The organism is Xinfangfangia pollutisoli, assembly GCF_020179405.1.
Lineage (GTDB): Bacteria > Pseudomonadota > Alphaproteobacteria > Rhodobacterales > Rhodobacteraceae > Pseudogemmobacter > Pseudogemmobacter pollutisoli.
Genome location: NZ_JAICBZ010000011.1, coordinates 1 through 22,620, shown reverse-complemented (window position 1 = coordinate 22,620; position 22,620 = coordinate 1). Strand labels below are relative to the sequence as shown.

Genomic DNA, 22,620 nt, shown 5'->3' with positions numbered 1-22,620 from the left:
GGGGGCGAAGCGCCCCCGGGGCATCAGTCCGGGGCACCTTCGGCAGCCAGGATCGCCGCAAGGCCGGCGCGGTAATCGGGATAGAGCAGCTCCACCCCCAGCTCGCGTTTGATCCGGTCGTTCCGCACCCGCTTCGATTCCATGTAGAAGCTGCGGGCCATCGGCGTCATCTCGGCCACCACCTGCTCGAAGGCCACTTCGGGCGGCTCGGGCAGGCCCAGCAGGGCCGCGGCATGCGACAGCACATCTTCGGCCGGGGCGGGCAGGTCATCGGTCACATTGTAGATCGCGCCGGGGTTCGGATGGCGGATCGAGGCCTCCAGCACCCGGGCGATATCGTCCACGTGGATGCGGCCGAAGACCTGGCCGGGCTTGATGATCCGCCGCGCCGTGCCGGCCTTGACCTTCTGGAACGGGCCGCGCCCGGGGCCATAGATGCCCGACAGGCGGAAGACATGCACCGGCAGGCCGGTCGCCAGCCATTCCGTCTCGGCCATGACCCGCGCATCGCCGCGGCCCTTGGCGGGGTGCAGGGGCGTGGTCTCGTCGACCCAGCCGCCGCCATGATCGCCATAGACCGAGGTGGTGGACAGATAGCCGACCCATTCGGGACGCGCCTCGCGCAGCGCAGGGTAGGCCGTCAGGAACGGATCGCCCCCAGGCCCGGGCCCGGCCGAGACCAGGATATGGCTGGCCGCCTGCAGCGCCGGGCCCAGATCGCCGGGCCAGAGCAGCGGCTCGACCCCCTGTGCGGTCAGGTCTGCCGCGCGGTCGGCGCTACGGGTGGTGCCGATCACCCGCCAGCCCTGCGGAAGCAGAAGCCGGGCCAGGGCGGCGGCGGAATAGCCATGGCCAAGACTGAGAAGCGTTTTCATGCCCGCGATCCTTGCAGGCTTGCTGCGCTGCCGCAAGACCGTCATCCAGCCTTCACTTGCGCCGCGGCCCCGCATAGGCCATACCTGCGGCGATCAACCCCTTAGGGACGATCATGCCTGAAGACAGCGCCTTTCTGCTTCCCGAACCCGTCGCGGCCGAGGATTTCCTGGATGCCGAGGCCGCGGTCACCCGTCTGGAACAGCTTTACAGCCAATCCGTCGCCCATCTGACGCAGGCCTTCAATGCCGCGCTGACCACAGGCCGGCCCGCCCGGCGCATCCGGGCCTTCTACCCCGAAGTGCGGCTGACGGTCACCAGTTTCGGCGCCATCGATTCCCGCCTGTCCTTCGGACATGTCAGCCATCCCGGCACCTATTCGACCACGATCACCCGGCCCGATCTGTTCCGGCAATATCTGGTCCAGCAGCTGGGTCTGTTGATCCAGAATCACGGCGTTCCGGTGCGGGTCGGCACCTCGACCACGCCGATGCCGGTGCATTTCGCCGTGGCCGGCAACACCGATCTGTCCATTCCGCAGGAAGGCGTGCTGGATTTTCCGCTGCGCGACGTGTTCGACGTGCCGGATCTTGCCACCACCAATGACGACATCGTCAATGGCATGCTGTCGGTCTTCGCCGATGGCTCGGCGCCGCTGGCGCCCTTCACCGCGCAGCGGGTGGACTATTCGCTGGCGCGGCTGGCGCATTACACCGCCACCGACCCGGCGCATTTCCAGAACCACGTGCTGTTCACCAACTACCAGTTCTATGTGGACGAGTTCGAAGCCTATGCCCGCCAGGCGCTGGGCCGGCCGGACTCGGGCTATACGGCCTTCGTCGCCACCGGCAATCAGCAGATCACCACGCCCGACGGGCTGATCACGCTGCCGGCCCGCCTGCCGCAGATGCCGACCTACCACCTGAAACGCGCCGACGGGCAGGGGATCACCCTGGTGAATATCGGCGTCGGCCCCTCGAACGCCAAGACCGCCACCGACCATATCGCCGTGTTGCGCCCGCATGCCTGGCTGATGGTCGGCCATTGCGCCGGGCTGCGCAACACCCAGGCTTTGGGCGATTTCGTGCTGGCCCATGCCTATCTGCGCGAAGACCACGTGCTGGACGATGACCTGCCGGTCTGGGTGCCGATCCCGGCTTTGGCCGAGATCCAGATCGCGCTGGAAGACGCGGTGGAAGAGGTCACCCAGCTGGAAGGGTACGAGCTGAAGCGGATCATGCGCACCGGCACCGTGGCCACGATCGACAACCGCAATTGGGAATTGCGCGACCAGTCGGGCCCGGTGCGCCGCCTGTCGCAATCCCGCGCTGTGGCGCTGGATATGGAATCCGCCACCATCGCGGCCAACGGGTTCCGCTTCCGGGTGCCCTATGGCACCTTGCTGTGCGTCTCGGACAAGCCGCTGCATGGCGAGCTGAAGCTGCCCGGCATGGCCTCGGCCTTCTACCGCACCCAGGTCAGCCGGCATCTGTTGATCGGCGTCCGGGCGATGGAGCTGTTGCGCGAACAGCCGCTGTCGCGCATCCACAGCCGCAAGTTGCGCAGTTTCGAGGAAACCGCATTCCTTTGAACGCGCGAAAATCGCGGGAAAAGCCGCCGATTGCGCGTTCCGGTCTTGATTTCGGCCCCGAAACTGGGCTTGTGGACGCAGACCCCGGCTGGCCGGGGGGCCCGCGGGAAGGCGGGCCGGCAACGGAACAACAAAGGGATGAAAAAATGTCCAAGCCGATGACCAAGACCCAACTCGTCGCTGCCGTGGCCGAGGCCATGGGGTCCGACAAGAAGACCGCCGGTGCTGCGCTGGATGCGATCGCCGCCGTCGTGTCGAAAGAGGTTTCCGCCGGTGGCGCCGTGACGCTGCCCGGTCTGGGCAAGGTCGTCTGCAAGGCCCGGCCCGAGCGTCAGGTCCGCAACCCCGCCACGGGCGAGACCATGACCAAGCCGGCCGACAAGCAGGTGAAATTCGCCATCGCCAAGGCGCTGAAAGATGTCGTGAACGGCTGATCCAGCCAGGTCTCTGACTGGTTCGGGCCGCCGTCTGGCGGCCCTTTTTCATGGCACGGCAAGGGAAGGCGACACGCGTGGATCTGCGCTCTGTCCTGGTGGGGCTGGTCTTCATCTGCTTCTGGTCTTCGGCCTTCGCCACGGCGCGGATCATCGTGGCCGACATGGCGCCGCTGGCCGCCTTGGCGCTGCGCTTTCTGATCTCGGGGCTGATCGCGTTGGGCCTTGCCGCGGCGCTGGGCCAGACGCTGCGCCTGTCGCGGCGCCAGCTGGTGCCGGTGATGGTGTTCGGCCTGTGCCAGAACGCCCTGTATCTGGGGCTGAATTTCATCGCACTGCAGCAGGTGGAGGCCTCGGTCGCGGTGATCATCGCCGCCACGATGCCACTTCTGGTTGCGGGCCTGGCCTGGGCCCTGCGCGGCGAGCGGCTGCCGCCCCTGGGCACCGCGGGGTTGCTGGCGGGGTTTGCCGGCGTCGCGCTGATCATGGCGCACCGGCTGCAGGGCGGCGCCGATCCGGCCGGGGTTCTGCTGTGCATCGGCGGGGCGCTGGCCCTGGCCGTGGCCACGCTGACCCTGCGCGGTGCTGCGGCCGGGGGCAGCAACCTTCTGGCGATCGTCGGCTATCAGATGCTGGTCGGCTCGGTCGCGCTGGCGCTGGCCGCCTGGCTGTTCGAGCCCTTCCGCCTGGTGCCCTCGCTGCCGCTGGTGCTGGCTTTCCTCTGGCAGGTGGCGGGTCCGGGGATCACCGCCACGCTGCTGTGGTTCTGGCTGGTCGGAAGGATCGGCGCCACCCGGGCCGCGACCTTCCATTTCCTGAACCCGTTCTTCGGCGTCCTGGCCGCGGCGCTGCTGCTGGGCGAGCGGATCTCGGCCTGGGATCTGGCCGGGGTGGCGGTGACCATGGCCGGGATCCTGGCCGTGCAGCTGGCGCGGCGGCCGCAGCCCTAGCCGCGCCCGCCTGACCCGGCGCCTTACGCGGCCATCCGGGTCTCCTCCTCAGCCAGCACCTTCAGCCGGGCCGGCCGCGCCATGCAGCGCGCGACCCAGTCCTGGATCAGCGGATCGTCCGGCGTGCGGTCGCCGAACCAGGCATAGGGCGAATGCACCAGAATATCGGCGGCCGAGAACGTCTCGCCCATCAGCCAGGGCCCGCGCTCCAGCGCCTTGCGCAGCCGCTGTACCGCAGTCGGGTGGTCGCGGAACGTGGCCTGCAGCACGGGATGGCTGAGCCCGGCGAAATCATGGATCATCACCGGCTCCAGCACGCCCTGATACCAGGCCATCCAGCCCAGGAACGCGCCCCAATCGGGGGTAAAGGGCTTGGGCGACAGGCCGCTGTCGGGAAACAGCCCGCACAGATGCGCCATGATCGCGCCGCGTTCGGTGATCAGCCGCCCGTCATGATCCAGCGCCGGCACCTTGCCTTCGGGATGCGGATTGGCCGGATCGCGCGCGCCGCTGCCATCAAGCCGCGGGATCGTCACCAGTTTCAGCGTGATCTGGTCGGCAATGCCCATTTCCTCGATCAGCGTCAGCACCGCGGTCGAGCGGCTGTTCGGGCTGTGAAAGAACGTCAGCATCAAGGGTCTCCTTTTTCCTTGCGATGCACCTGTCCTAACGCCAGTCTGCTGACAGATTACGTCAGGAAGCCACATGTCCCGCGCCGATCGCCTGTTTCGCCTTCTGGCCGCGTTGCGCAGCCTGCCGCAGCCGGTCACCGCCGCGCGGCTGGCCGAGGAAACCGGCGTCTCGTCGCGCCAATTGTACCGCGATATCGAGGCGTTGCGGGCTGGTGGCGCGCTGATCGACGGGGCGGCGGGCTTTGGCTACACGCTGACCGAAGACCCCGCCCTGCCGCCGCAGATGCTGACCCGGCTTGAGGTCGAGGCGCTGGCGCTGGGCCTGGCCGAAGTGCGACTGGCGGGCGATCCGGCGCTGGCCCGGGCGGCGGATTCGGCTCTGGCCAAGATCGTTGCCACCCTGCCCGACCGGGTTCAGGCCCAGGCCGTGCATACCGCCCACCAGCTGCATCGCTACGAGACCCGCCCCCCGCCGCCGCCGCATCTGGCGCTGCTGCGCGAGGCGATCTGGGAGGAACGCGCGCTGGACCTGACCTATACCGACCGGGCGGGCGAGGTGACGCGGCGGCGGATCTGGCCCCTGTCGGTGGTGTTTCTGGACCGCGCGCTTCTGTGTCTGGCGCAGTGCCGGCTGCGGATGGATTTCCGCCGCTTCCACCTGTCTTCCATGTCGGACGTGACCCTGGCCGAGGAACATTTCCGCCCCCGCCGCGTGCCCCTGCTGCGCGCCTTCCTGGCCGAGATCCGCAGCCGCCCCGCCCATCGCCCCGGCCCCTGACCGGGTCATATCGGGCGTCTAGGCCGGCCGCAGCGCGATATCCTCGGCCGGCAGCGGGTCGGCGCGGTCGCAGCGGCTGGCAATGCTGCGCGGGGCGCCGCTGGACGCGGCCTCGCCCAGGGCCTCGATCACCTCAAGCACATGCAGCGCCTGCGTCAGCCCCGCCCGCGGCGGGCGGCCCGCGGTCAAAGCCTGGGCCATCTCGGCCAGTCCAAGGCCGCGATAATCGGTCCACTTGCCCTCGGGCCCGCCGAAGACCGCGCCTTCACTGCCAATTTCATCCCAGCCCGCGCCCTGGTTCAGCCGCAGCGCGCCGCCGAACTGGTCGGGATCGGCCAGGCGCAATGTGCCGGCACTGCCATACAGTTCGACATGCGGCAGGCTATGCGCCATCACATCCCAGCTGATCCCCAAAAGGATCTGCGCGCCCGAGGCAAAGCCCAGCAGCGCCGACAGGCTGGTCGGCACCTCGACCGCGATCTCTTGCCCCTGCATCGGGCCCGGCGCCGTCACCCTGCGCGTGGTTCGCGGCGTGGCGGCCATGGCCATGACCCGCGCGACCGGGCCCAGCAGATTGACCAGCAGCGTCAGGGAATAGGGCGCCATGTCCAGCATCGGCCCGCCGCCGCGGCGGAAGAAGAAGCCGGGATTGGGATGCCAGGCTTCCATGCCGGCCGACAGGAAAAACGCCGTGCCGCCGCTGACCGTGCCGATCGCGCCCGTATCCAGCAGCCGCCGCGCCGCCTGATGCGCGGCCCCAAGGAAGGTGTCGGGCGCCACGCCGAGGGTCAGGCCGCGGGCCCTGGCCAGGGCGGCCAGATCCTGTGCTTCGGCCAGGGTCACTCCCAGCGGCTTTTCCGAGTAGACATGCTTGCCCGCCACCAGCGCTGCCTTCGTTACCCCGGCATGGGCAAGCGGCGGGGTCAGGTTCAGCACGATGTCGATATCCTCGCGCGCCAGCAGCGCCTCGGGCGTCAGGGCCGGCAGTCCGAAATCCGCACCCCGCTGCGCGGCAAGCCCCAGGTCCAGATCGGCCAGGGCCCGCAGCTGGATCGCCGCAAAGCGCTGAAGGTTGCGCAGGTAATGCGGCGCGATATTGCCGCAGCCGATGACGCCCACACCCAAAGCCATCCTGCATTCCCTTCCTTCCCGAAGATCAAGAGTCTGCTGCCGGCCAGTCGCCGGCCTGTCACGGGCCCGGCGCGGCCAGGAGTTCGGCCTCGTCGATCTCGATCACCTCATTGCCCTTCGGCGGGCCGGCCAGCGCCGCCTGCAGCGCCGCACGGCTGCCGATGCGGCTGTGCTGCCAGCCGAAGCCCGCGGCGATCGCGGCGAAATCCGGGGTGAAGATGTCGACGCCCAGCGGCGGGATGCCGGCCTGCTGCATGTAGCGCTTGATTTCCAGATAGCCGGAATTGTTCCACAGGATCAGGCGGATGGCGCAGCCCACCTCGACCGCGGATCCCAGTTCCGCCAGGGTGAACTGCAGCCCGCCATCGCCGATCAGCCCGAAGACCGGGCGGTCGGGGCAGGCGATGGCCGCGCCGATGGCGGCGGGCAGCGCATAGCCCAGCGTGCCATAGCCGGTGGCCGAGCAGAACCAGCCGCCGGGGGCCAGCCCGCCGAAGGCCGTACAGCCGGCATAGACCGGCTGGCAGGAATCGCCGGCCAGGATCGCCTCGGGCCAGGCCCGTGCCAGATCCTCCAGCACCGCAAGCCCCGCCGCCAGAACCGGCGGCATCGCCGCCCGCGCGCCGGCACGGATCTGCGCCGCCCGTTCCGTGCCCCAGCCCGGCACGGCATCCGGCCCCGGCAGGGCGGCCCGCAGCGCCTGAACGACCAGCCCCGCATCGGCCAGCAGCGCCAGATCGGGCAACCACCCGCGCATCAGCCCCTCAGGGTCCAGATCGACGCGGATCAGCTTCGCCGCCACCTCGGCCCGGCCCGGCAGGCAATCGGCGAAATCGGTCGGGCCCAGTTCCGTGCCCAGGGCCAGGATCGCATCTGCCTCGCGGATCAACGCCGGGATGCCGGGGAAATCGCCGGTCACCGGCAGGGCCAGCGGGTCATCGGCGGGCAGAAGCCCGCGGCCGTTCACCGTCATATGCACCGGCGCCCCCAGCCGATGCGCCAGCGCCTGCAAGCCCGCCGCCTGCCGCGCCCCACCGCCCGCGATGATCAGCGGCCGCCGGGCTGCGCCCAGGATCGCCGCGGCTTCGGCAATCGCCTCGGGCCGGGGCGCGGGGGGCTGGGGCAGGGCAAAGGGCCGCGGCGGCGGCAGGGCGCCGCAATCGGCCCGCAGCAGCGCAACCGGAATTTCCACATGCACCGGCCGCGGCCGGGCCGAGGCGAAAACCGCGAAGGCCCGCGCCAGAACCGGCTCCAGCTCGGCCGGATCCAGGATCGTATGGCTGAAGGCGCTGACCGTCGCCGCCATGGCGCGCTGGTCGCGCATCTCGTGCAGATGGCCGCGGCCCGAGCCGATCTGCCCGGCGGAATTCACCGTGGAAATCACCAGCATCGGAATGGAATCGCCATAGGCCTGGCCCATGGCCGTGGCGATATTGGTCATGCCCGGGCCGGTGATCACGAAACAGACCCCGGGCTTGCCACTGGCGCGGGCATAGCCATCGGCCATGAAGCCCGCCCCCTGTTCATGCCGCGGCGTGACATGGCGGATCGGCGCACCGTCCAGGGCCCGGTACAGTTCGACCGTATGCACCCCCGGAATGCCGAACACCACCTGAACCCCGTTCGCGGCCAGGATCTCGACCAGCCGTTGCGCCAGATTTGCCATCACGTTCCCCGGTTGCAGCCCTTGCCCCGTCTTCGCCGCGGATGCCGGTCCGGGCCAGTCCGGGCCAGCGCGCGCTTTGCAATTCGACGCGTCGCGCACCGCGGGCCCGATCGCGCTGCCGCATTTTTCACCAGACCGCGCGATTCCGATCCGAAGCGATAAACCGATTTACTAAACCGTTTAACGCCCACGCCGAATCGGCTCAGACCGGGTCCGTCAGACGAGGCGGAGCAGGATTTTGGTCAGGCGCGACACAGGCGATCACGGCGGCGGCCCGGGCTGCGGGGGGCGGGCATGACCCTGCCGCCGCGCCGTCTGGCCCCCTCGACGATCCGCGATGTGGCCGAAGCCGCCCAGGTTTCCACCGCGGCCGTTTCGCGCCATTTTAACCGCCGCATCACCCTGCCCGCGGAAACCGCCGCCCGGATTGAAAAGGCGGCGGCCGATCTGGGCTATCGGCCCAATGTCGCGGCGCGGCGCCTGTCGACCGGCACCAGTGAATCCCTGGGCGTGGTGATTTCGGACGTGGCCTATCCGTTCTTCGCCGCCGTCGCCAGCGCGGCCGAGGCAGAATGCGCCCGCCAGGGCTACAGCCTGCTGATCTTCAACAGCCGCAACCTGGCCGAAAACGAGATCGGTTTCCTGCATCGCATCAGCGAGGCGCAGGTCGACGGCGTTCTGCTGATGACCAATCACATGGGGCAGGCCGGGCTGGCCGAGATGATCAACCGCGTCGGCAATGTGGTTCTGGCCGATGAAGACGTGCCGGGCGCGCAGGCGCCGCGGCTGTTTGCCCGCAACCACGAGGGCGGGCTTCTGGTGACGCAGCATCTGCTGGCCCACGGCCATCGCCGCATCGCCTATGTCGGCGGGGCGCCCGAACTGCTCTCGACCCGCGAAAGGCTGGCCGGCTATCGCGCCGCGCTGGCCGGGGCCGGCATTGCGCCCGACCCGGCGCTGGAACTGTTCACCGGCTATGATGCGGCCAGCGGGGCCGCGGCCTTCGCGCAGCTGGATGCGCTGGATGCGCCGCCGACGGCGATCTTCGCGGCGGCTGATATCATCGCGACCGGCCTGCTGCGGGTGATGCGTCGGCACGGGCTGCATGTGCCCGAGGCGGCCTCGCTGGTGGGGTTCGACGATTCCGATCTGGCCGATGTGCTGGACCCGCCGCTGACCACCGTGCGCCAGTCGCCCGAGGCCTTCGGCACCCGCGGCATCCGCATGCTGCTGGAAACGATTGCCGGCCGGTTGCCGGCGCGGGTGACCGAATATGTCGATGTCGAACTGATCGCGCGCAATTCGGTGGGCCCGCCGCGGCGGCCCCGGCATTGGCGCGACACGGCGCTTCAAACCATTCCGGGCTGAGACCCGGAAGGCAACAAGAACCACCACAACAGGGAAACACGCAATGCATAGGGACTTTTCGAAAGACGCGGCCGAAATTCTTGCCGAAAAGCTGCGCGCGGGCCTGATCGACCGCCGCGGCTTCCTGACGGCGCTGGGGGCGATGGGGCTGGCGGTGGTGCTGCGGCCCGGCATGGCACAGGCGGCCGAAGGCGAGGTGGTGCTGTGCAACTGGGGCGGGGCCGCGGTCGATGCCTTCCAGCAGGCCTTCGGCGCCCCCTTCACCGCCCAGACCGGGATGAAGCTGGTGATCGACGGCGCCGGCCCCTCGACCGGGGCGATCCGCGCCATGGTCGACAGCGGCAATGTGATCTGGGATGTCACCGATGGCGGGCTGATCGACGGCATGACGCTGGGCGCGGCCGGCTTTGCCGAGCCGATCGACTATGCCATCGTCGACAAGACCAAGGTGCGGGACGGCCTGGCCCAGGAATTCGGCGTGGGCAATTACACCTTCGCCACGGTGATCGCCTATCAGGCCTCGAAATTCCCGACCGCGCCCCTGTCGGCCGTCGATTTCTTCGACTTCGACAAGTTCCCCGGCAAGCGCACCATGTGCAAATGGGTGCAGGGCCAGCTGGAGCTGGCGCTTCTGGCCGATGGCGTGGCGGTGGCCGATCTGTATCCGCTGGATGTGGACCGCGCCTTCAAGAAGCTGGAGCCCTATCTGAAGGACATCATCTTCTGGGAAGGCGGCGCCGGCAGCCAGCAGCTGTTCCGCGATGGCGAAGTGGCGATGGGCTTCATCTGGCACACCCGCGCCAAGCTGCTGCGCGACGAGAACCCGGATTTCACCTGGACCTGGACCAACAACATGCTGTCGACCTCGGCCTGGTCGGTGCCCAAGGGCAATCCGGCCGGCAAGAAGGTGTTCGACTTCATCAATTCCGCGCTGGACCCGGAAGGTCAGCTGACCCTGCTGCGGCTGATGGGCAATGGCCCGACCAACCCCAAGGCGCTGGCGCTGATGACCGATGCCGACAAGGCGATCGACCCGACCGCCCCGGGCAATACCGAGGGCCAGGTCACGATCAGCCAGGATTATTACGCCGCGAACGAAGCCGAGCTGCAGAACCAGTATCTCGATTTCATCGCCGCCTGACCGCCGCGCCCCGCCGCCGCCCTGCCCGTTTGGGTGGCGGCCCCGGCCGGCCCCGCACGGGCCGGTCTGACCTGACGCTGTCCGGAATGCCCCGCCATGTCTTCCCGATTCGAGCGATACGCGCTTCTTCTGACCCTGCCTGCCGGGATCATGGTGCTGGCGCTTTACGCCCTGCCGATCCTGCAGGTGCTGAGCCTGAGCCTGACCGAGGGCAAGGGCGCCTGGGCGAATTACAGCCAGCTGTTCACCAGCCGCGCCGTGGCCAAGGTGGTGGGCACGACGCTGAACGTCTCGCTTCTGACCACGGCGATCACTCTGGTCGTCGCCTATGTCATCGCCTTCGGCATGATCCACATGACCGCGCGCAGCCGGCGCATCGCGCTGCTGATGGTGTCGATCCCGTTCTGGATCTCGGTCCTGGTGCGGGCCTTTGCCTGGATCACCATCCTGCGCAGCCAGGGCGTGCTGAACGGCGCGCTGATGGGGCTGGGGGTGATCAGCCAGCCCCTGGAGCTGGTCTATAACCGCCTGGGCGTCACCATCGGCATGGTGCATTACATGGTGCCCTTCGCGGTGCTGCTGCTTTACGCCAACCTCACCGATATCGACCGCCGCATCGTGCAGGCCGCCCGGTCGCTGGGCGCCCGCCCGCTGACCGTGTTCCTGAAGGTCTGGCTGCCGCTCAGCGCGCCGGGCCTGGGCGTGGCTGCGCTGTTCGTGCTGGTCTTCTCGCTGGGCTTTCTGGTCACGCCGGCGCTGCTGGGCGGCGGCAAGACCTTGATGATCGCCGAATATATCTCGGTGCAGATTTCCACGACCCGGCGCTGGGATCTGGCGACGGCCCTGTCGACCGCGCTGCTGATCGTGGTGGGACTGCTGATCGCGCTTGCGCTGCGCAGCCCGACCATGCGCGCCGCTTTCGGTGGAGGCCGCAGATGAGCCGCCGCTTTCGGACCCGCCTGCTGACCGCGCTGGTCTGGGCCTGCCTGCTGTTCCTGGTCCTGCCGGTTCTGGTGGTGATCCCCGTCTCGCTGACCGACAAGACCTATCTCTCGCTGCCCTCGGATGGGCTTTCGCTGCAGCATTACCGCGGGCTTGCGGCGCCCGAAACCGGATGGAGCGCGGCGATGGGCAAGTCGTTGCTGCTGGCCGTCTGCGCGGCGCTGATCTCCACCGCGCTTGCCGCATCCTTTGCCATCGGCGCCTGGGTGCGGGCGGGCTGGTGGCCCTCGACCATCCGCGTTTTGATGCTGGCGCCGATGATCGTGCCGCCGATCATCTATGCCGTGGGCATGGTGCGCGTCCTGTCGGCGATGAAGCTGATCGACAGTTTCCCCGGCGTGCTGGCGGTGCATGTGGTGTTGGGCCTGCCCATGGCGCTGCTGGCCGTGGTCGCCTCGCTGTCGAATTTCGACAATCGCGTGGTGATGGCTGCCCGCAGCCTGGGCGCCGGCCCCTTCACCATCTTCGGCAAAGTGATCCTGCCGAACATCCTGCCCGGCCTGTCGGCCGCGGCCTTCCTGGCCTTCATCACCTCCTGGGATGAAATCACCGTCACCCTGTTCATCACCGCCCGCCGCTTCGCCACCCTGCCGCGGCGGATCTACACCTCGATCGCGGATTCCATCGACCCCGCACTTGCGGCCATCGCCACGCTTCTGCTGCTGGCGACAACCGCCGTGCTGGCGGCGCGGCTTTTCCTGGCCGGCAGGCCGGATGACCCCGCGGCCCGCTAACCCCAAGACATCATCGCAGAAAGGACCCGAGATGAGCCACGGACACGCCATGAGCCCCTTCGAATACAAGGAGAGCCAGTTCTTCCAGACCTTCGCCTCGGTGCCCGAACCGGCCTTCGACTCGGCCGATGAGCAAACCCGGATCTGGGGCCGGCAATGGGGCTGCACCAATGATGTGGGCCGCCTGCGCGCCGTGCTGATGCACCGCCCGGGCGACGAGCTGAACATCGTCGACCCGACCAAGAAGATGCCCGAGGTCGGCGGCTATGGCGACCCGGAGCAGGGCTGGTACTGGATCGGCGACACGCTGCCCGATCTGGCGGCGATGCAGACGGCACATGACCAGCTGACCGCGATCCTCAAGGCCAATGGCGTTGACGTGATCCTGATCGACAAGGCCGCGCCGGGTGCGATGAAACAGATTTTCACCCGCGACAGCTGCATCTCGGTCCGCGGCGGCGCCATCGTCACCCGGCTGGCCCGCAAGGTGCGCCGGGGCGAGGAACTGCCGGTTACCCAGGCCCTGGCCAAGGCCGGCTGCCCGATCCTGGGCACGATCACCGGCACTGGCGTCTTTGAAGGCGGCGGCTTCGCGCTGATCGACGAAAAGACCGCGGTCTGCGCCGTGTCCATCGCCTGCAACGCGGAAGGCGTGCGCCAGCTGGAGGGCATTCTGAACCACCTTGGCATCGAGCTGATCAAGCTGCCGATGCCCGGCTACCGCATCCATATCGACGGCGCCTTCAACATGATCGACGTCGACAAGGCGATCGTGAACACCAATGAGCTGCCCTATTTCTTCATCGACTATCTGAAGAAGCGCGGCATCCAGCTGATCGAACTGCCGCCCGAAGACAGCCCCTTCTCGCTGAACAGCCTGGCCATCGCGCCGGGCAAGCTGATCATGCACGGCTCGCGCACCAAGCGGCTGGAAGACCGGCTGGATGCGGCCGGGATCGAGCTGATCACCTGCGATTACGAGCCGGTGGAACATGGCGGCGGCGGCATCCACTGCTCGACCTCGCCGCTGGCGCGGGACGCGATCTGAGATGGGCTTTCTCGTCATCGACCAGCTGACAATGACTTACGGCCAGGTCACGGCGCTTGATGACGTGTCGCTGACGGTCAAGGAGGGAGAGTTCATCACCCTTCTCGGCCCGTCGGGCTCGGGCAAGACCACGCTGCTGATGTCGATCGCCGGCTTCAATCGCCCGACGGCGGGCGAGATCGTCTTTGACGGGCGGCAGATCACCGGGCTGGAACCGGAAGACCGCGATTTCGGGCTGGTGTTCCAGGGCTATGCGCTGTTCCCGCATCTGTCGGTGGCCGACAATGTGGCCTTCCCGCTGCGGGTGCGGAAATGGGACAAGGCGCGGATCAGGGCAAGGGTGGCCGAGATGCTGGATCTGGTCGGGCTTGCCCATCTGGCCGGCCGCAAGCCGCGCCAGCTGTCGGGTGGGCAGCAGCAGCGGGTGGCTCTGGCCCGCGCGCTGGCCTTCGGGCCGAGGGTGCTGCTGCTGGACGAACCCTTGTCGGCGCTGGACCGGATGCTGCGCGAAACGATGCAGCAGGAACTGCGCCGCCTGCATCGGGAAACCGGGGTGACCTTCCTTTATGTCACGCATGACCAGCAGGAAGCGCTGACCCTGTCGGACCGGATCGCCGTTTTCAACAAGGGCCGCATCGTCGAATGCGACACGGCGCAGCGGCTGTTCCGCGCCCCGAAGACCCGGTTCGTCGCGGAATTTCTGGGCGAGAACAACTTTGTCACCGGCACAAGGCAGGGCGGGCGGTGGACGGGCCTCGGCACCGGCTTTGTCCTGCCGCCCGACCGCGATCTTCCCGAAGACCGCAGCGCCGCCACGCTTTGGCTGCGGCCCGGCGATATCGCGCTGGGGCCGGCGGGTGCTGGTGAAATTGGTTTTCAGGCGGTGGTCGAAGATGTCATCTTCGCCGGCACAAGCAGCGGCCTGCATCTGCGCCTGCCCACGGGCGAGCCGCTGGTCGCCTCGGTCGCCGCTGAGATTTCCGCGGCCGAGATTACCGGCAAGACCCTGGCCTTCCACGCCCGCCCGGGCGCGGTCGGCGTGATCCCCGAAGGGGCATGACCACAGACGGGGCGGCGATCGTCCGGCCCGCGACGGGCCCCCAAGGGGGCCGCAAACCGAAAGGAAGAAGGACCGAGCCATGCCGGGACAAGCCCGATTGAAGCCGATCACCCTGCCGGATTACGGCATTCCGCGATTCATGCCGCAGATCGCGCCGTCGGTCTATCAGGCCCGATACGCGCGCCTGCAGGACCGGATGGCCGCCGCGGCGCTGGATCTGCTGGTCGTTTATGGTGACCGCGAACATGCCGCCAATATCGCCTATCTCACCGGCTTTGATCCGCGCTTCGAAGAGGCGCTGCTGATCGCCCCCCGCAGCGGCGCGCCGGTCATCCTGACCGGGCCGGAAAACCTGGGCCTGGCAGCGATCTGCCCCCTGGGTGCGCAGGCCAGCCTCTGGCCCGGCTTCGGTCTGATGGGGCAAGACCGCAGCCGCGCCCGGCCGCTGGCCGACCTGCTGGCCGAGGCGGGCCTTTCCGCCGGCCAGAGCATCGGCCTTGTCGGCTGGAAATACTTCCTGGCCAACGAACTGGCCGAAGGCGCGGCCGCAATCGACCTGCCGGCCTATCTGGTCAGCGCCATTGCCGGCTTCGGCCCGGTCTGCAACGCGACCGCACTGATGATGGACCCGGCCACCGGCCTGCGCGCCGAGATCGAGGTGGATGAACTGGCCCGGTTCGAATTCCTGGCCAGCCATGGCTCGGATTCGATCCGCCGGGTGATCACCGGCCTTGCGCCCGGCATGACCGAATTCGAAGCGGCCAGCCTGATGGCGCCGCTGGGCTATCCGCTGTGCTGCCACCCGATGCTGTCGACCGGCCGCCGCGCCTATTTCGGCCTGCCCAGCCCCTCGGACCGGATCATGGAACGCGGCGACCCGATCACCATGTGCCTGGGCTATCAGGGGTCGTTGACCGCGCGGGCGGGCTATCTGGTCGAAGGGCCCGACGACCTGCCCGAAGCGGCGCGCGACTATGTCGAGGCTTTCGTCGCCCCCTATTTCGAGGCCGCGGCGGAATGGTACGAAACCATCGGCCTGGGCGTGACCGGGGGCGAGATCGACCGCAAGATGCGGGCAAGGCTGGACACGCCCTTCCACAGGCTGGCGCTGAATCCGGGCCATCTGCTGCATATCGACGAATGGATGCATTCGCCGGTGCAGTCGGGCAGCGAAGTGGCCTTCCGCTCGGGCCAGGCGGTGCAGATCGACATGATCCCCGCGCCGGGCAATGCCTATTTCACCACCAATATCGAAGACGGGATCGCGCTTCTGGATGCCACGGGCCGCGCCCGGCTGGCCGAGGCCTGGCCCGAGACCTGGGGCCGGATCCAGGCGCGGCGGGCCTTCATGGCCGATGTCCTGGGCATCCGGCTGAAACCCGAAGTGCTGCCGCTGTCGAATCTGGCGGGCTGGCTGACCCCCTATATGTTAAGCCCCGGTCTGGCGATGACCCGGCTCTGACGGCCTTTCTCTGCCCCGATGCCCGGGGCGGGGGCGATAAGCGAGGACGCGATGACAGGACGCCTGGCCCAGGTCTTTCCCGCAGCGAAGCCCATCCTGGGCATGCTGCATCTTGCCGGAACCAGCCCCGAAGACCGGCTGGCGCGGGCCTTGCGCGAGATGGATCTGATGATCCGCGGCGGGGTGGACGGGCTGGTGGTCGAGAACTATTTCGGCACGCCCGACGACGTGCGCCGGCTGCTGGATGCTTTCGCCGCCCGCTCGCCGGCCGCGGTGGTCGGGCTGAACCTGCTGCGCGATTTCCGTCTGGGGTTCGACCTGCTGCGCGATTACGGGCTTGCCTTCCTGCAGATCGATTCCGTCGCGGGCCATCTGCCGCCCGATCAGGATGCCGATTATGCCGCCGAACTGGCTGAACGCCGCGCCGGTCTGCCCGGGGCGCTGCTGCTGGGCGGGGTGCGGTTCAAGTATCAGCCCGTCGCCTCGGGCCGCAGCGAGGAAGAAGATCTGCGTCTGGGCCGGGCGCGGGCCGATGCGATCGTGGTCACCGGCGCCGGCACCGGGCAGGCCACCGATGATGACAAGATTGCCCGCTTTCGCCGGGTGCTGGGCGCGGATTATCCGCTGATCATCGGTGCCGGGATGACGGCGGAAAGCGCCGCGCGGCAGCTGGCGCTGGCCGATGGCGCCATTGTCGGCAGCTATTTCAAGGACAGTCATCGCGACACGGGCGAGGTGGACCTGGCCCATGTGCAGGCGCTGATGGGCCAGGTTCGGGCGCTGCGGCAGGGGTGCGGGCGATGATCCGCCGGGGCCATGATCTGGGCGGGCGCGATCTGCCCGCAGGCCAGCCATGAGCGCGACCTATTTCCTGGGCGATGTCTCGCTGGATGAATATTTCCTGGCGCCGCGCTGGCCAGGCCCGGCCGAGAAGGATTTCGTCACGGCCCTGGGCGATTACGTTGGCGGCTCGGTCGCCAACGCGGCCAGCGTGCATGCAGCACTGGGCGGCGCGACGGAATTCGTCTCGCTTCTGAACACCGGCCCGATCTCGGACCGGCTCTGTGGCGAATTGCAGGTCCGCGGCGTTTCGGTGCGGCACATGCTGCGGCAAGACGGCATCGCCGATTCGCGCAACCTGATCTTCCTGACCGGCGCGGGGCAAAGCCGCGAACATGTGGTGCTGACGGTCGACATGGGCTTTCAGCCGATGGAGCTGGGGGCGCCGCTGATGGCCGGCATGCGCAGGCCGGGCCTGCTGTACACCACGCTGTACCGCGCCCGCCGGTTGCGTCATGGCGCTCTGGCCGGGGCCGGGCTGCTGGCCGATCTGCGCGGCCATGGCCGCCGCGCGGTCTTCGATCTGGATGTGGGCGGCTTCGCGCCCGAGGATCTGCCCTTTCTGCAGGGCGCAGCCGTGGTGCTGCTGAACCGCAAAGGGTATGACCGCGCCTTCGGCGCCGCGCCGATCCGGACACTGGGGCCATGGCTGGCAGATCATGGCATCGGCTGCGTGATCCGCACCCTTGCCGCCGACGGGGCCGAGGCCTTTGACGGCCAGACCCATCATCGCATCCCGGGCCTGACGGTCGATGTCGCCGATGTGACCGGCGCAGGCGACACGTTCGGCGGCGCGCTGGTTCATGCGCTGGGGCAGGGCCAGCCGCTGGAGGCGGCGCTGGATCTGGCGGTTGTGGCCTCGGCCCGGGCGGTCACGCTGCAGGGCCCGGCCAGCGGCATGGCCAGCGCCACGGAAATCGCGGCCTTCGCCCGGGCGCATCGGCGCTGAACCGGGGCGACGGGGGCCCAAATGCCGGTTTGACGGGCAAAATCCGCCGGTTGTCGCGCCGATCGGCCCGCTTGCGTTGCATCGCGGCGTGGATCGGCCCATGATCGACGCATGTATGCATCACATGGATTCCTCCGATCCGATATCGGGGACGTGGATGTCGTCTATCATGACGGGCTGTTCCACCTGTTCCATCTGGTTCTGCCGAACCATGATTTCATCGCCCATGCGGTCAGCGACGATGGCATGACCTGGCGCCGGGTGCGCAATGCGCTGTTCGTGGGCGATCCCGGCAGTTGGGACGATGACATGCTTTGGACGATGCATGTCAGCCCCGACCCCGACCGGCCCGGCGCCTGGCGGATGTTCTATACCGGCCTGACCCGGTCGGAATTCGGTCGCGTCCAGCGCGTGGGCCTTGCCCGGTCGGATGACCTGTATCACTGGACCCGCTGCGACAGCGGCGCCTACCCGATCGAGATCGACGGCCGCCATTACGAATCCCGCACCGATGAGGGGCGCAAATGGGTCAGCTTCCGCGACCCGTTCTTCTTCATTGATCCAAGCAGCGGCGAAAGGCTGTTGCTGGCGGCCGCGCGGATCAAGACCGGCCCCGTGGTGCGGCGCGGCTGCGTGGGCCTGGCGCGCGAAGTGGCGCCAGACCGGTTCGAATTCGGCCCACCGCTGCACCGCCCCGGGGTCTATGACGATGTCGAGGTGCCGAACCTGTTCTGCCTGGACGGGACCTATTACCTTCTCGGCTCGATCCGCGAGGATACCAAGGTGCATTACTGGTATTCCGACCGGTTGGGCGGGCCTTACGAGAACTTCTCGGACAATGTGCTGCTGCCGCGCGGCAATTACGCGGCCCGGATCTGTCAGGTCGGCGACCGGGTGCTGCTGTTCAACTTCTTCGCCCGGACCGAGGTGCTTTACGGCCGCGAAACCGTGGCGCGGCTGCTGCCGCCGCCGAAGGAACTGGTCAAAAGCCCCGGCGGGCGGCTGATCGTGCGGTCGTCTTCGGAATTCGACCGGCTGGCCCGCGATGGCTTTGCCGTCACCCGCCCGACCGAGGTGCAGACGCTGTTCGGCAATCCGCTGGCCCGGCTGTCCGCCGATGAGGCGGGGCTGCATGTCGGCTGCTCCAGCGGCTACGAAGCCTTCCTTCTGCCCGGCACGCATGAGGATTTCCGCCTGCGCGCCCGGCTGCTGGTCGAGGGCAACGGCAAATGCGGCCTGGTCCTGCGCATCTCGGACGAGGCCGACGGCTATTATCTTTCGCTGGATCTGGTGAAGGGCCGGGCCGAGTTCCGCCACTGGGGCGCCAGCGCCAATCCCGATTTCGAACATGCCTTCCGCTATCAGTCGCTGCAGGCGGGCCAGTTCCGGATAGACCGCACCCGCCCCGACTGGGAGATCGAGATCGTCGCCCATGGCATGTACATGGAATTGTCGATCAACGGACAGGTGACGCTAAGCCTGGTAGATGACGGTTTTCAGAAGGGGCGGGTCGGCTTTTACACCGAATCCGCGCGCCTTCTGCTGGGCGATGTGCGCATCGAACGGCTGGAACGGCAGCAGGCGGAAGAGGCCGTCTATACCTCGACCCGACCGGATCAGGCGCCCGCGCCCCAGCAGCAGCCGGGGCTGTGACAGGGCAAGCCGAATACGGCGCGCGGCCCTGGCTTCTGGTCAGCGATATCGACGACACCCTGACCGGCAGCCCCGACGCGATGGAGCGGCTGGGCGCGGCGCTGGGCCGCGAAAGGAAGCGGATCTGGTTCGCGGTGAATTCCAGCCGGCCCGCCGCCAGCGTTGCCCGCACCCTGCGCGAGGATTTTCCCGAAAACCTGGCGCCCGAGGCGGTGATCACCGCCCTGGGCACCGAGATCGCGCTGGACGGCGCGCCGGTGGCGGCCTGGGCCGCGCGCTTTGCCGACTGGCCGCGCGGCCAGATTTTCGACTGTCTGGCGGCGCTGGGCCACCGGCCGCATGATCCGGAATTCCAATCCGCGGCCAAGGTCAGTTTCGCCGTGCCGGCCGCGGCGCAGCCCAAGGCCACGCAGGCGCTGGCCGATGCCGGCCTGCCCTGCCGCATCATCGCCTCGGGGCGCGATGATTTCGACGTCATCCCCGAAACCGCCGGCAAGGATGCCGCCGCGCTGTTCCTGGCCCGGACGCTGGGCGTGCCGCAGCCCCGGCTGATCGTCGCGGGCGACAGCGGCAATGATCTGGCGATGTTCCGCATCGCCGGCCATGCCATCGCCGTGGCCAATGCAAGGCGGGAACTGCTGGCCGCCATGCCCGTTGACACAAGTTATCACGCAACGCGCCCGCATGCCGCGGGTGTTTTGGAGGGTCTTTTGCGGATCGGCGCGCTGACGGCTGCGTAACGGCCGCGCAGGGCGGCGCCGATCCGGACAAGAAATCAAAAAAGGAGAAACGGACAATGGCGGACAGATCGCTTGGCGCGCTGATGATGATTTCGCTGCACGGCTATGTCGCGGGGTCGCCCGAGCTGGGCAAACCCGATACCGGCGGCCAGGTGGTCTTCGTGATGGAACTGGCCAAGCGCTTTGCGCGGCTTGGCTATACGGTCGATGTGCTGACCCGGCGCTTCGAGGACCAGCCGGCCGAGGACCGGATCAACGAAAACCTTCGCGTCTGGCGCATTCCCTTTGGCGGCAAGGACTTCATCCGCAAGGAAGACATGCACGACTGGTACGGCGATTTCGTCACCAATGTTCTGGCCGCGGTGCGCAAGCACGGGCTGCATTATGACGTGGTCAGCAGCCATTACTGGGATGCGGGCGTGGCCGGGCAGAAGATCGCGGAAGAATTACAGATCCCCCATGTCCACACGCCGCATTCGCTGGGCGCGTGGAAGGCCAGCGACATGCAAAGCCTGGGCGAGGGGGCGGCGGCGAATTACCGGTTCGAGGAACGGATCGAGAAGGAATTCGTCCTCTATCGCAGCTGCGACCACATCATCGCCACCAGCGAGCAGCAGGTTCAGCTGATTCAGGATGAATACGAATTGCCGGTCGAACATATCACCATGATTCCGCCCGGCATCGACGAGCAGCGCTTTACCGCGGTGACGCCGGGGCGGCTGGCCGCGATCCGGCGGCGGCTGGGGATCGGCAAGCAGGATGTCTATGTCGTCGGCCGCGCCGCGACCAACAAGGGTTATGACCTGATCATCGACGCGCTGCCGCATCTTCTGAAGATGCAGCCCAAGGCCCGGCTGGTGCTGGCGGCCGGCGCGAATTCGGCCGACGACCGCAAGCTGGTACGGCGCTGGCAGGCGCAGGCCCGGGCGCAGGGCCTGACCGAGGCGATCGACTGGCGCGGCTATGTCGCCGATGAGGATCTGGCCGATCACTATCGCGCCGCCGGGGTCTTTGCGCTGCCGTCGCGCTATGAACCCTTCGGCATGACCGCGGTCGAGGCCATGGCCTGCGGCACGCCGACGGTGCTGACCACACGGGGCGGGCTGCATCCGCAGATCGAATTCGGGCGGCATGCGCTGGTCGCCGATCCGACCCGGCCGATGGAATTTGCCGCCGCGCTGAACATGCCGTTGCAGCATGGCTGGCTGCGCGACCGGCTGACGGTGGAAGGCGCCCGCTTCGCGCGCCGGGCCTTTGGCTGGACGGGCATCGCCCGCCGCACGGTCGAGGTGTTCGAGCGGTTCCGGGGCCGCTATGCCCAGCCAGATCTGGCCGGCTGATCGGCCCCTCCTTGGCGAATCGCCGCGTCGGCGGCGATTCCGGGCCGGTTCAGCCCTGCAGCAGCCGCTTCAGAAGTTGCAGGTCATCGGCCAGCTGGCTGTCGATGGCCTTCAGCTCTTCGATCTTGCGCACGCCATGCATGATCGTCGTGTGATCGCGCCCGCCGAAGCGCCGGCCGATTTCCGGCAGGCTGCGGCTGGTCAGCTGTTTGGCCAGATACATCGCCACCTGCCGCGGCCGGGCGATGGTGCGCAGCCGCTTCGGCCCGATCATGTCGGACAGGCGGACATTGTAATGCTCCGCCACCTTGCGCTGGATCTCCTCGATCGTCAGCTTGCGGTCCGAAGCGCGCAGGATATCGGCCAGGCATTCCTGGGCCAGATCCAGCGTGATCTCGCGCCCGACCAGCGAGGCGAAGGCGTAAAGCCGGGTCAGCGCGCCTTCCAGCACGCGGACATTGGTGGTGATCCGATGCGCCAGGAATTCCATCACCAGGGGCGAGATCGCCAGACCCTTGTACTGGCTGCGGTAGAAATCGGCCTTCTGCTGCAGGATGCCCAGCCGCAATTCGTAATCGGTCGGATGCAGGTCGACGACCAGCCCGCATTGCAGGCGCGACTTGATCCGCTCCTCCAGATCCTTGATCTCGCCCGGCGCGCGGTCGGCCGAGATGACGATCTGCTTGTTCTGATCCACCAGCGCGTTGAACGTGTGGAAGAATTCCTCCTGGGTCGAATCCTTGCCGGCGATGAACTGCACGTCATCGACCATCAGCACATCGACAGACCGGAACAGCGACTTGAAATCCATCACCTGCTTTTCGCGCAGGGCCTGGATGAAGCGGTACATGAACTGCTCGGCCGACAGGTACAGAACCCGCAATTCGGGGCGGCGCTGCTGCAGCTCATGCGCGATCGCATGCATGAGGTGGGTCTTGCCCAAGCCCACGCCACCATACAGGAACAGCGGGTTGAAGGTCACCGGCCCGCCCTCGGCCACACGGCGCGCGGCGGCATGGGCCAGTTCGTTGGGCTTGCCGACGACAAAGCTGTCGAAGGTGAAGCGCTGATCCAGCGGGGCGCCAGGGGTCTCGTCCTCGGCGGCCGGACGGGCCGGGCGCGCGGCCGGCGCGGTCCGGCGGTGGTGCGGCGGCCTGGGAGGCGCCCTGCGCTGCGCCCGGGCGGCACCCTCCTTGGGCTTGAGCGCGGGGTCTAGCTGGGCGGCTCG

General features: G+C 68.0%; 21 protein-coding genes. 16 read left to right on the top strand and 5 right to left on the bottom strand.

Annotation, left to right across the window (positions count from 1 at the left end; genetic code table 11):
* Positions 1-23 precede the first annotated feature (23 nt).
* On the bottom strand, positions 24-875 hold the full coding sequence (locus tag K1Y73_RS05965) for an SDR family oxidoreductase (RefSeq protein WP_225027170.1): 852 nt from the start codon (positions 873-875) through the stop codon (positions 24-26).
* Positions 876-988: 113 nt separating this feature from the next.
* Here K1Y73_RS05965 and K1Y73_RS05960 point away from each other — a divergent pair, with 113 nt between their 5' ends.
* The 3 genes from K1Y73_RS05960 to K1Y73_RS05950 all read left to right on the top strand — a co-directional run bounded on the left by K1Y73_RS05960 (position 989) and on the right by K1Y73_RS05950 (position 3,848).
* On the top strand, positions 989-2,464 hold the full coding sequence (locus tag K1Y73_RS05960; protein WP_225027168.1) for an AMP nucleosidase: 1,476 nt from the start codon (positions 989-991) through the stop codon (positions 2,462-2,464).
* Between the two features lie 146 nt (positions 2,465-2,610).
* Positions 2,611-2,898, top strand: a complete 288-nt coding sequence (locus K1Y73_RS05955) for an HU family DNA-binding protein (protein WP_225027166.1) — start codon at positions 2,611-2,613, stop codon at positions 2,896-2,898.
* 77 nt (positions 2,899-2,975) lie between these two features.
* Positions 2,976-3,848, top strand: coding sequence for a DMT family transporter (locus tag K1Y73_RS05950; protein ID WP_225027164.1), 873 nt, complete (start codon positions 2,976-2,978; stop codon positions 3,846-3,848).
* 23 nt (positions 3,849-3,871) lie between these two features.
* Here K1Y73_RS05950 and K1Y73_RS05945 read toward each other — a convergent pair whose 3' ends face one another.
* Positions 3,872-4,480, bottom strand: a complete 609-nt coding sequence (locus tag K1Y73_RS05945) for a glutathione S-transferase family protein (RefSeq protein ID WP_225027162.1) — start codon at positions 4,478-4,480, stop codon at positions 3,872-3,874.
* A gap of 73 nt (positions 4,481-4,553) precedes the next feature.
* Here K1Y73_RS05945 and K1Y73_RS05940 point away from each other — a divergent pair, with 73 nt between their 5' ends.
* The gene (locus tag K1Y73_RS05940) at positions 4,554-5,258 is read left to right on the top strand and encodes a helix-turn-helix transcriptional regulator (RefSeq protein ID WP_225027160.1); all 705 of its coding nucleotides are present in this window, start codon (positions 4,554-4,556) and stop codon (positions 5,256-5,258) included.
* An 18-nt stretch (positions 5,259-5,276) separates the two neighbouring features.
* On the opposite strand, the gene K1Y73_RS05935 is transcribed toward K1Y73_RS05940, so the two are convergent.
* Complete coding sequence (locus K1Y73_RS05935; protein ID WP_225027158.1) at positions 5,277-6,389, bottom strand: Gfo/Idh/MocA family protein; 1,113 nt, start codon at positions 6,387-6,389, stop codon at positions 5,277-5,279.
* A 58-nt stretch (positions 6,390-6,447) separates the two neighbouring features.
* On the bottom strand, positions 6,448-8,055 hold the full coding sequence (locus K1Y73_RS05930; RefSeq protein WP_225027156.1) for a 5-guanidino-2-oxopentanoate decarboxylase: 1,608 nt from the start codon (positions 8,053-8,055) through the stop codon (positions 6,448-6,450).
* 294 nt (positions 8,056-8,349) lie between these two features.
* Between K1Y73_RS05930 and K1Y73_RS05925 the strand changes: the two genes are divergently transcribed.
* From K1Y73_RS05925 to K1Y73_RS05870, 12 genes are all read left to right on the top strand, one after another.
* A complete protein-coding gene (locus tag K1Y73_RS05925; RefSeq protein WP_225027155.1) occupies positions 8,350-9,423 on the top strand; it encodes a LacI family DNA-binding transcriptional regulator in 1,074 nt (357 codons plus the stop codon).
* Positions 9,424-9,466: 43 nt separating this feature from the next.
* Entirely contained in the window at positions 9,467-10,564 is a 1,098-nt protein-coding gene (locus K1Y73_RS05920; RefSeq protein WP_225027154.1) for an ABC transporter substrate-binding protein, read from the top strand.
* 96 nt (positions 10,565-10,660) lie between these two features.
* Positions 10,661-11,503, top strand: coding sequence for an ABC transporter permease (locus K1Y73_RS05915; protein ID WP_225027153.1), 843 nt, complete (start codon positions 10,661-10,663; stop codon positions 11,501-11,503).
* On the top strand, positions 11,500-12,300 hold the full coding sequence (locus K1Y73_RS05910) for an ABC transporter permease (protein WP_225027152.1): 801 nt from the start codon (positions 11,500-11,502) through the stop codon (positions 12,298-12,300). The genes K1Y73_RS05915 and K1Y73_RS05910 overlap by 4 nt, the downstream gene beginning before the upstream one ends.
* 31 nt (positions 12,301-12,331) lie before the next feature.
* The gene (locus tag K1Y73_RS05905; protein ID WP_225027151.1) at positions 12,332-13,348 is read left to right on the top strand and encodes a dimethylarginine dimethylaminohydrolase family protein; all 1,017 of its coding nucleotides are present in this window, start codon (positions 12,332-12,334) and stop codon (positions 13,346-13,348) included.
* A gap of 1 nt (position 13,349) precedes the next feature.
* Complete coding sequence (locus K1Y73_RS05900; protein ID WP_225027150.1) at positions 13,350-14,408, top strand: ABC transporter ATP-binding protein; 1,059 nt, start codon at positions 13,350-13,352, stop codon at positions 14,406-14,408.
* Positions 14,409-14,487: 79 nt separating this feature from the next.
* The gene (locus K1Y73_RS05895; RefSeq protein WP_225027148.1) at positions 14,488-15,870 is read left to right on the top strand and encodes an aminopeptidase P family N-terminal domain-containing protein; all 1,383 of its coding nucleotides are present in this window, start codon (positions 14,488-14,490) and stop codon (positions 15,868-15,870) included.
* A 51-nt stretch (positions 15,871-15,921) separates the two neighbouring features.
* A complete protein-coding gene (locus K1Y73_RS05890) occupies positions 15,922-16,674 on the top strand; it encodes a BtpA/SgcQ family protein (RefSeq protein WP_225027146.1) in 753 nt (250 codons plus the stop codon).
* A 49-nt stretch (positions 16,675-16,723) separates the two neighbouring features.
* Entirely contained in the window at positions 16,724-17,659 is a 936-nt protein-coding gene (locus K1Y73_RS05885) for a carbohydrate kinase family protein (protein WP_225027144.1), read from the top strand.
* A 111-nt stretch (positions 17,660-17,770) separates the two neighbouring features.
* A complete protein-coding gene (locus K1Y73_RS05880; protein ID WP_225027142.1) occupies positions 17,771-19,312 on the top strand; it encodes a glycoside hydrolase family protein in 1,542 nt (513 codons plus the stop codon).
* Positions 19,309-20,052 carry an HAD-IIB family hydrolase gene (locus tag K1Y73_RS05875; protein WP_225027140.1) on the top strand — a complete coding sequence of 248 codons (744 nt, stop codon included), beginning with the start codon at positions 19,309-19,311 and terminating at the stop codon, positions 20,050-20,052. Before K1Y73_RS05880 ends, K1Y73_RS05875 begins: the two co-directional genes overlap by 4 nt.
* A gap of 56 nt (positions 20,053-20,108) precedes the next feature.
* On the top strand, positions 20,109-21,392 hold the full coding sequence (locus tag K1Y73_RS05870; protein WP_225027139.1) for a glycosyltransferase: 1,284 nt from the start codon (positions 20,109-20,111) through the stop codon (positions 21,390-21,392).
* A gap of 49 nt (positions 21,393-21,441) precedes the next feature.
* Here the strand turns inward: K1Y73_RS05870 and dnaA are convergent.
* On the bottom strand, positions 21,442-22,620 hold a 1,179-nt coding region (gene dnaA, locus K1Y73_RS05865), incomplete at its 5' end, for a chromosomal replication initiator protein DnaA (protein WP_225027137.1).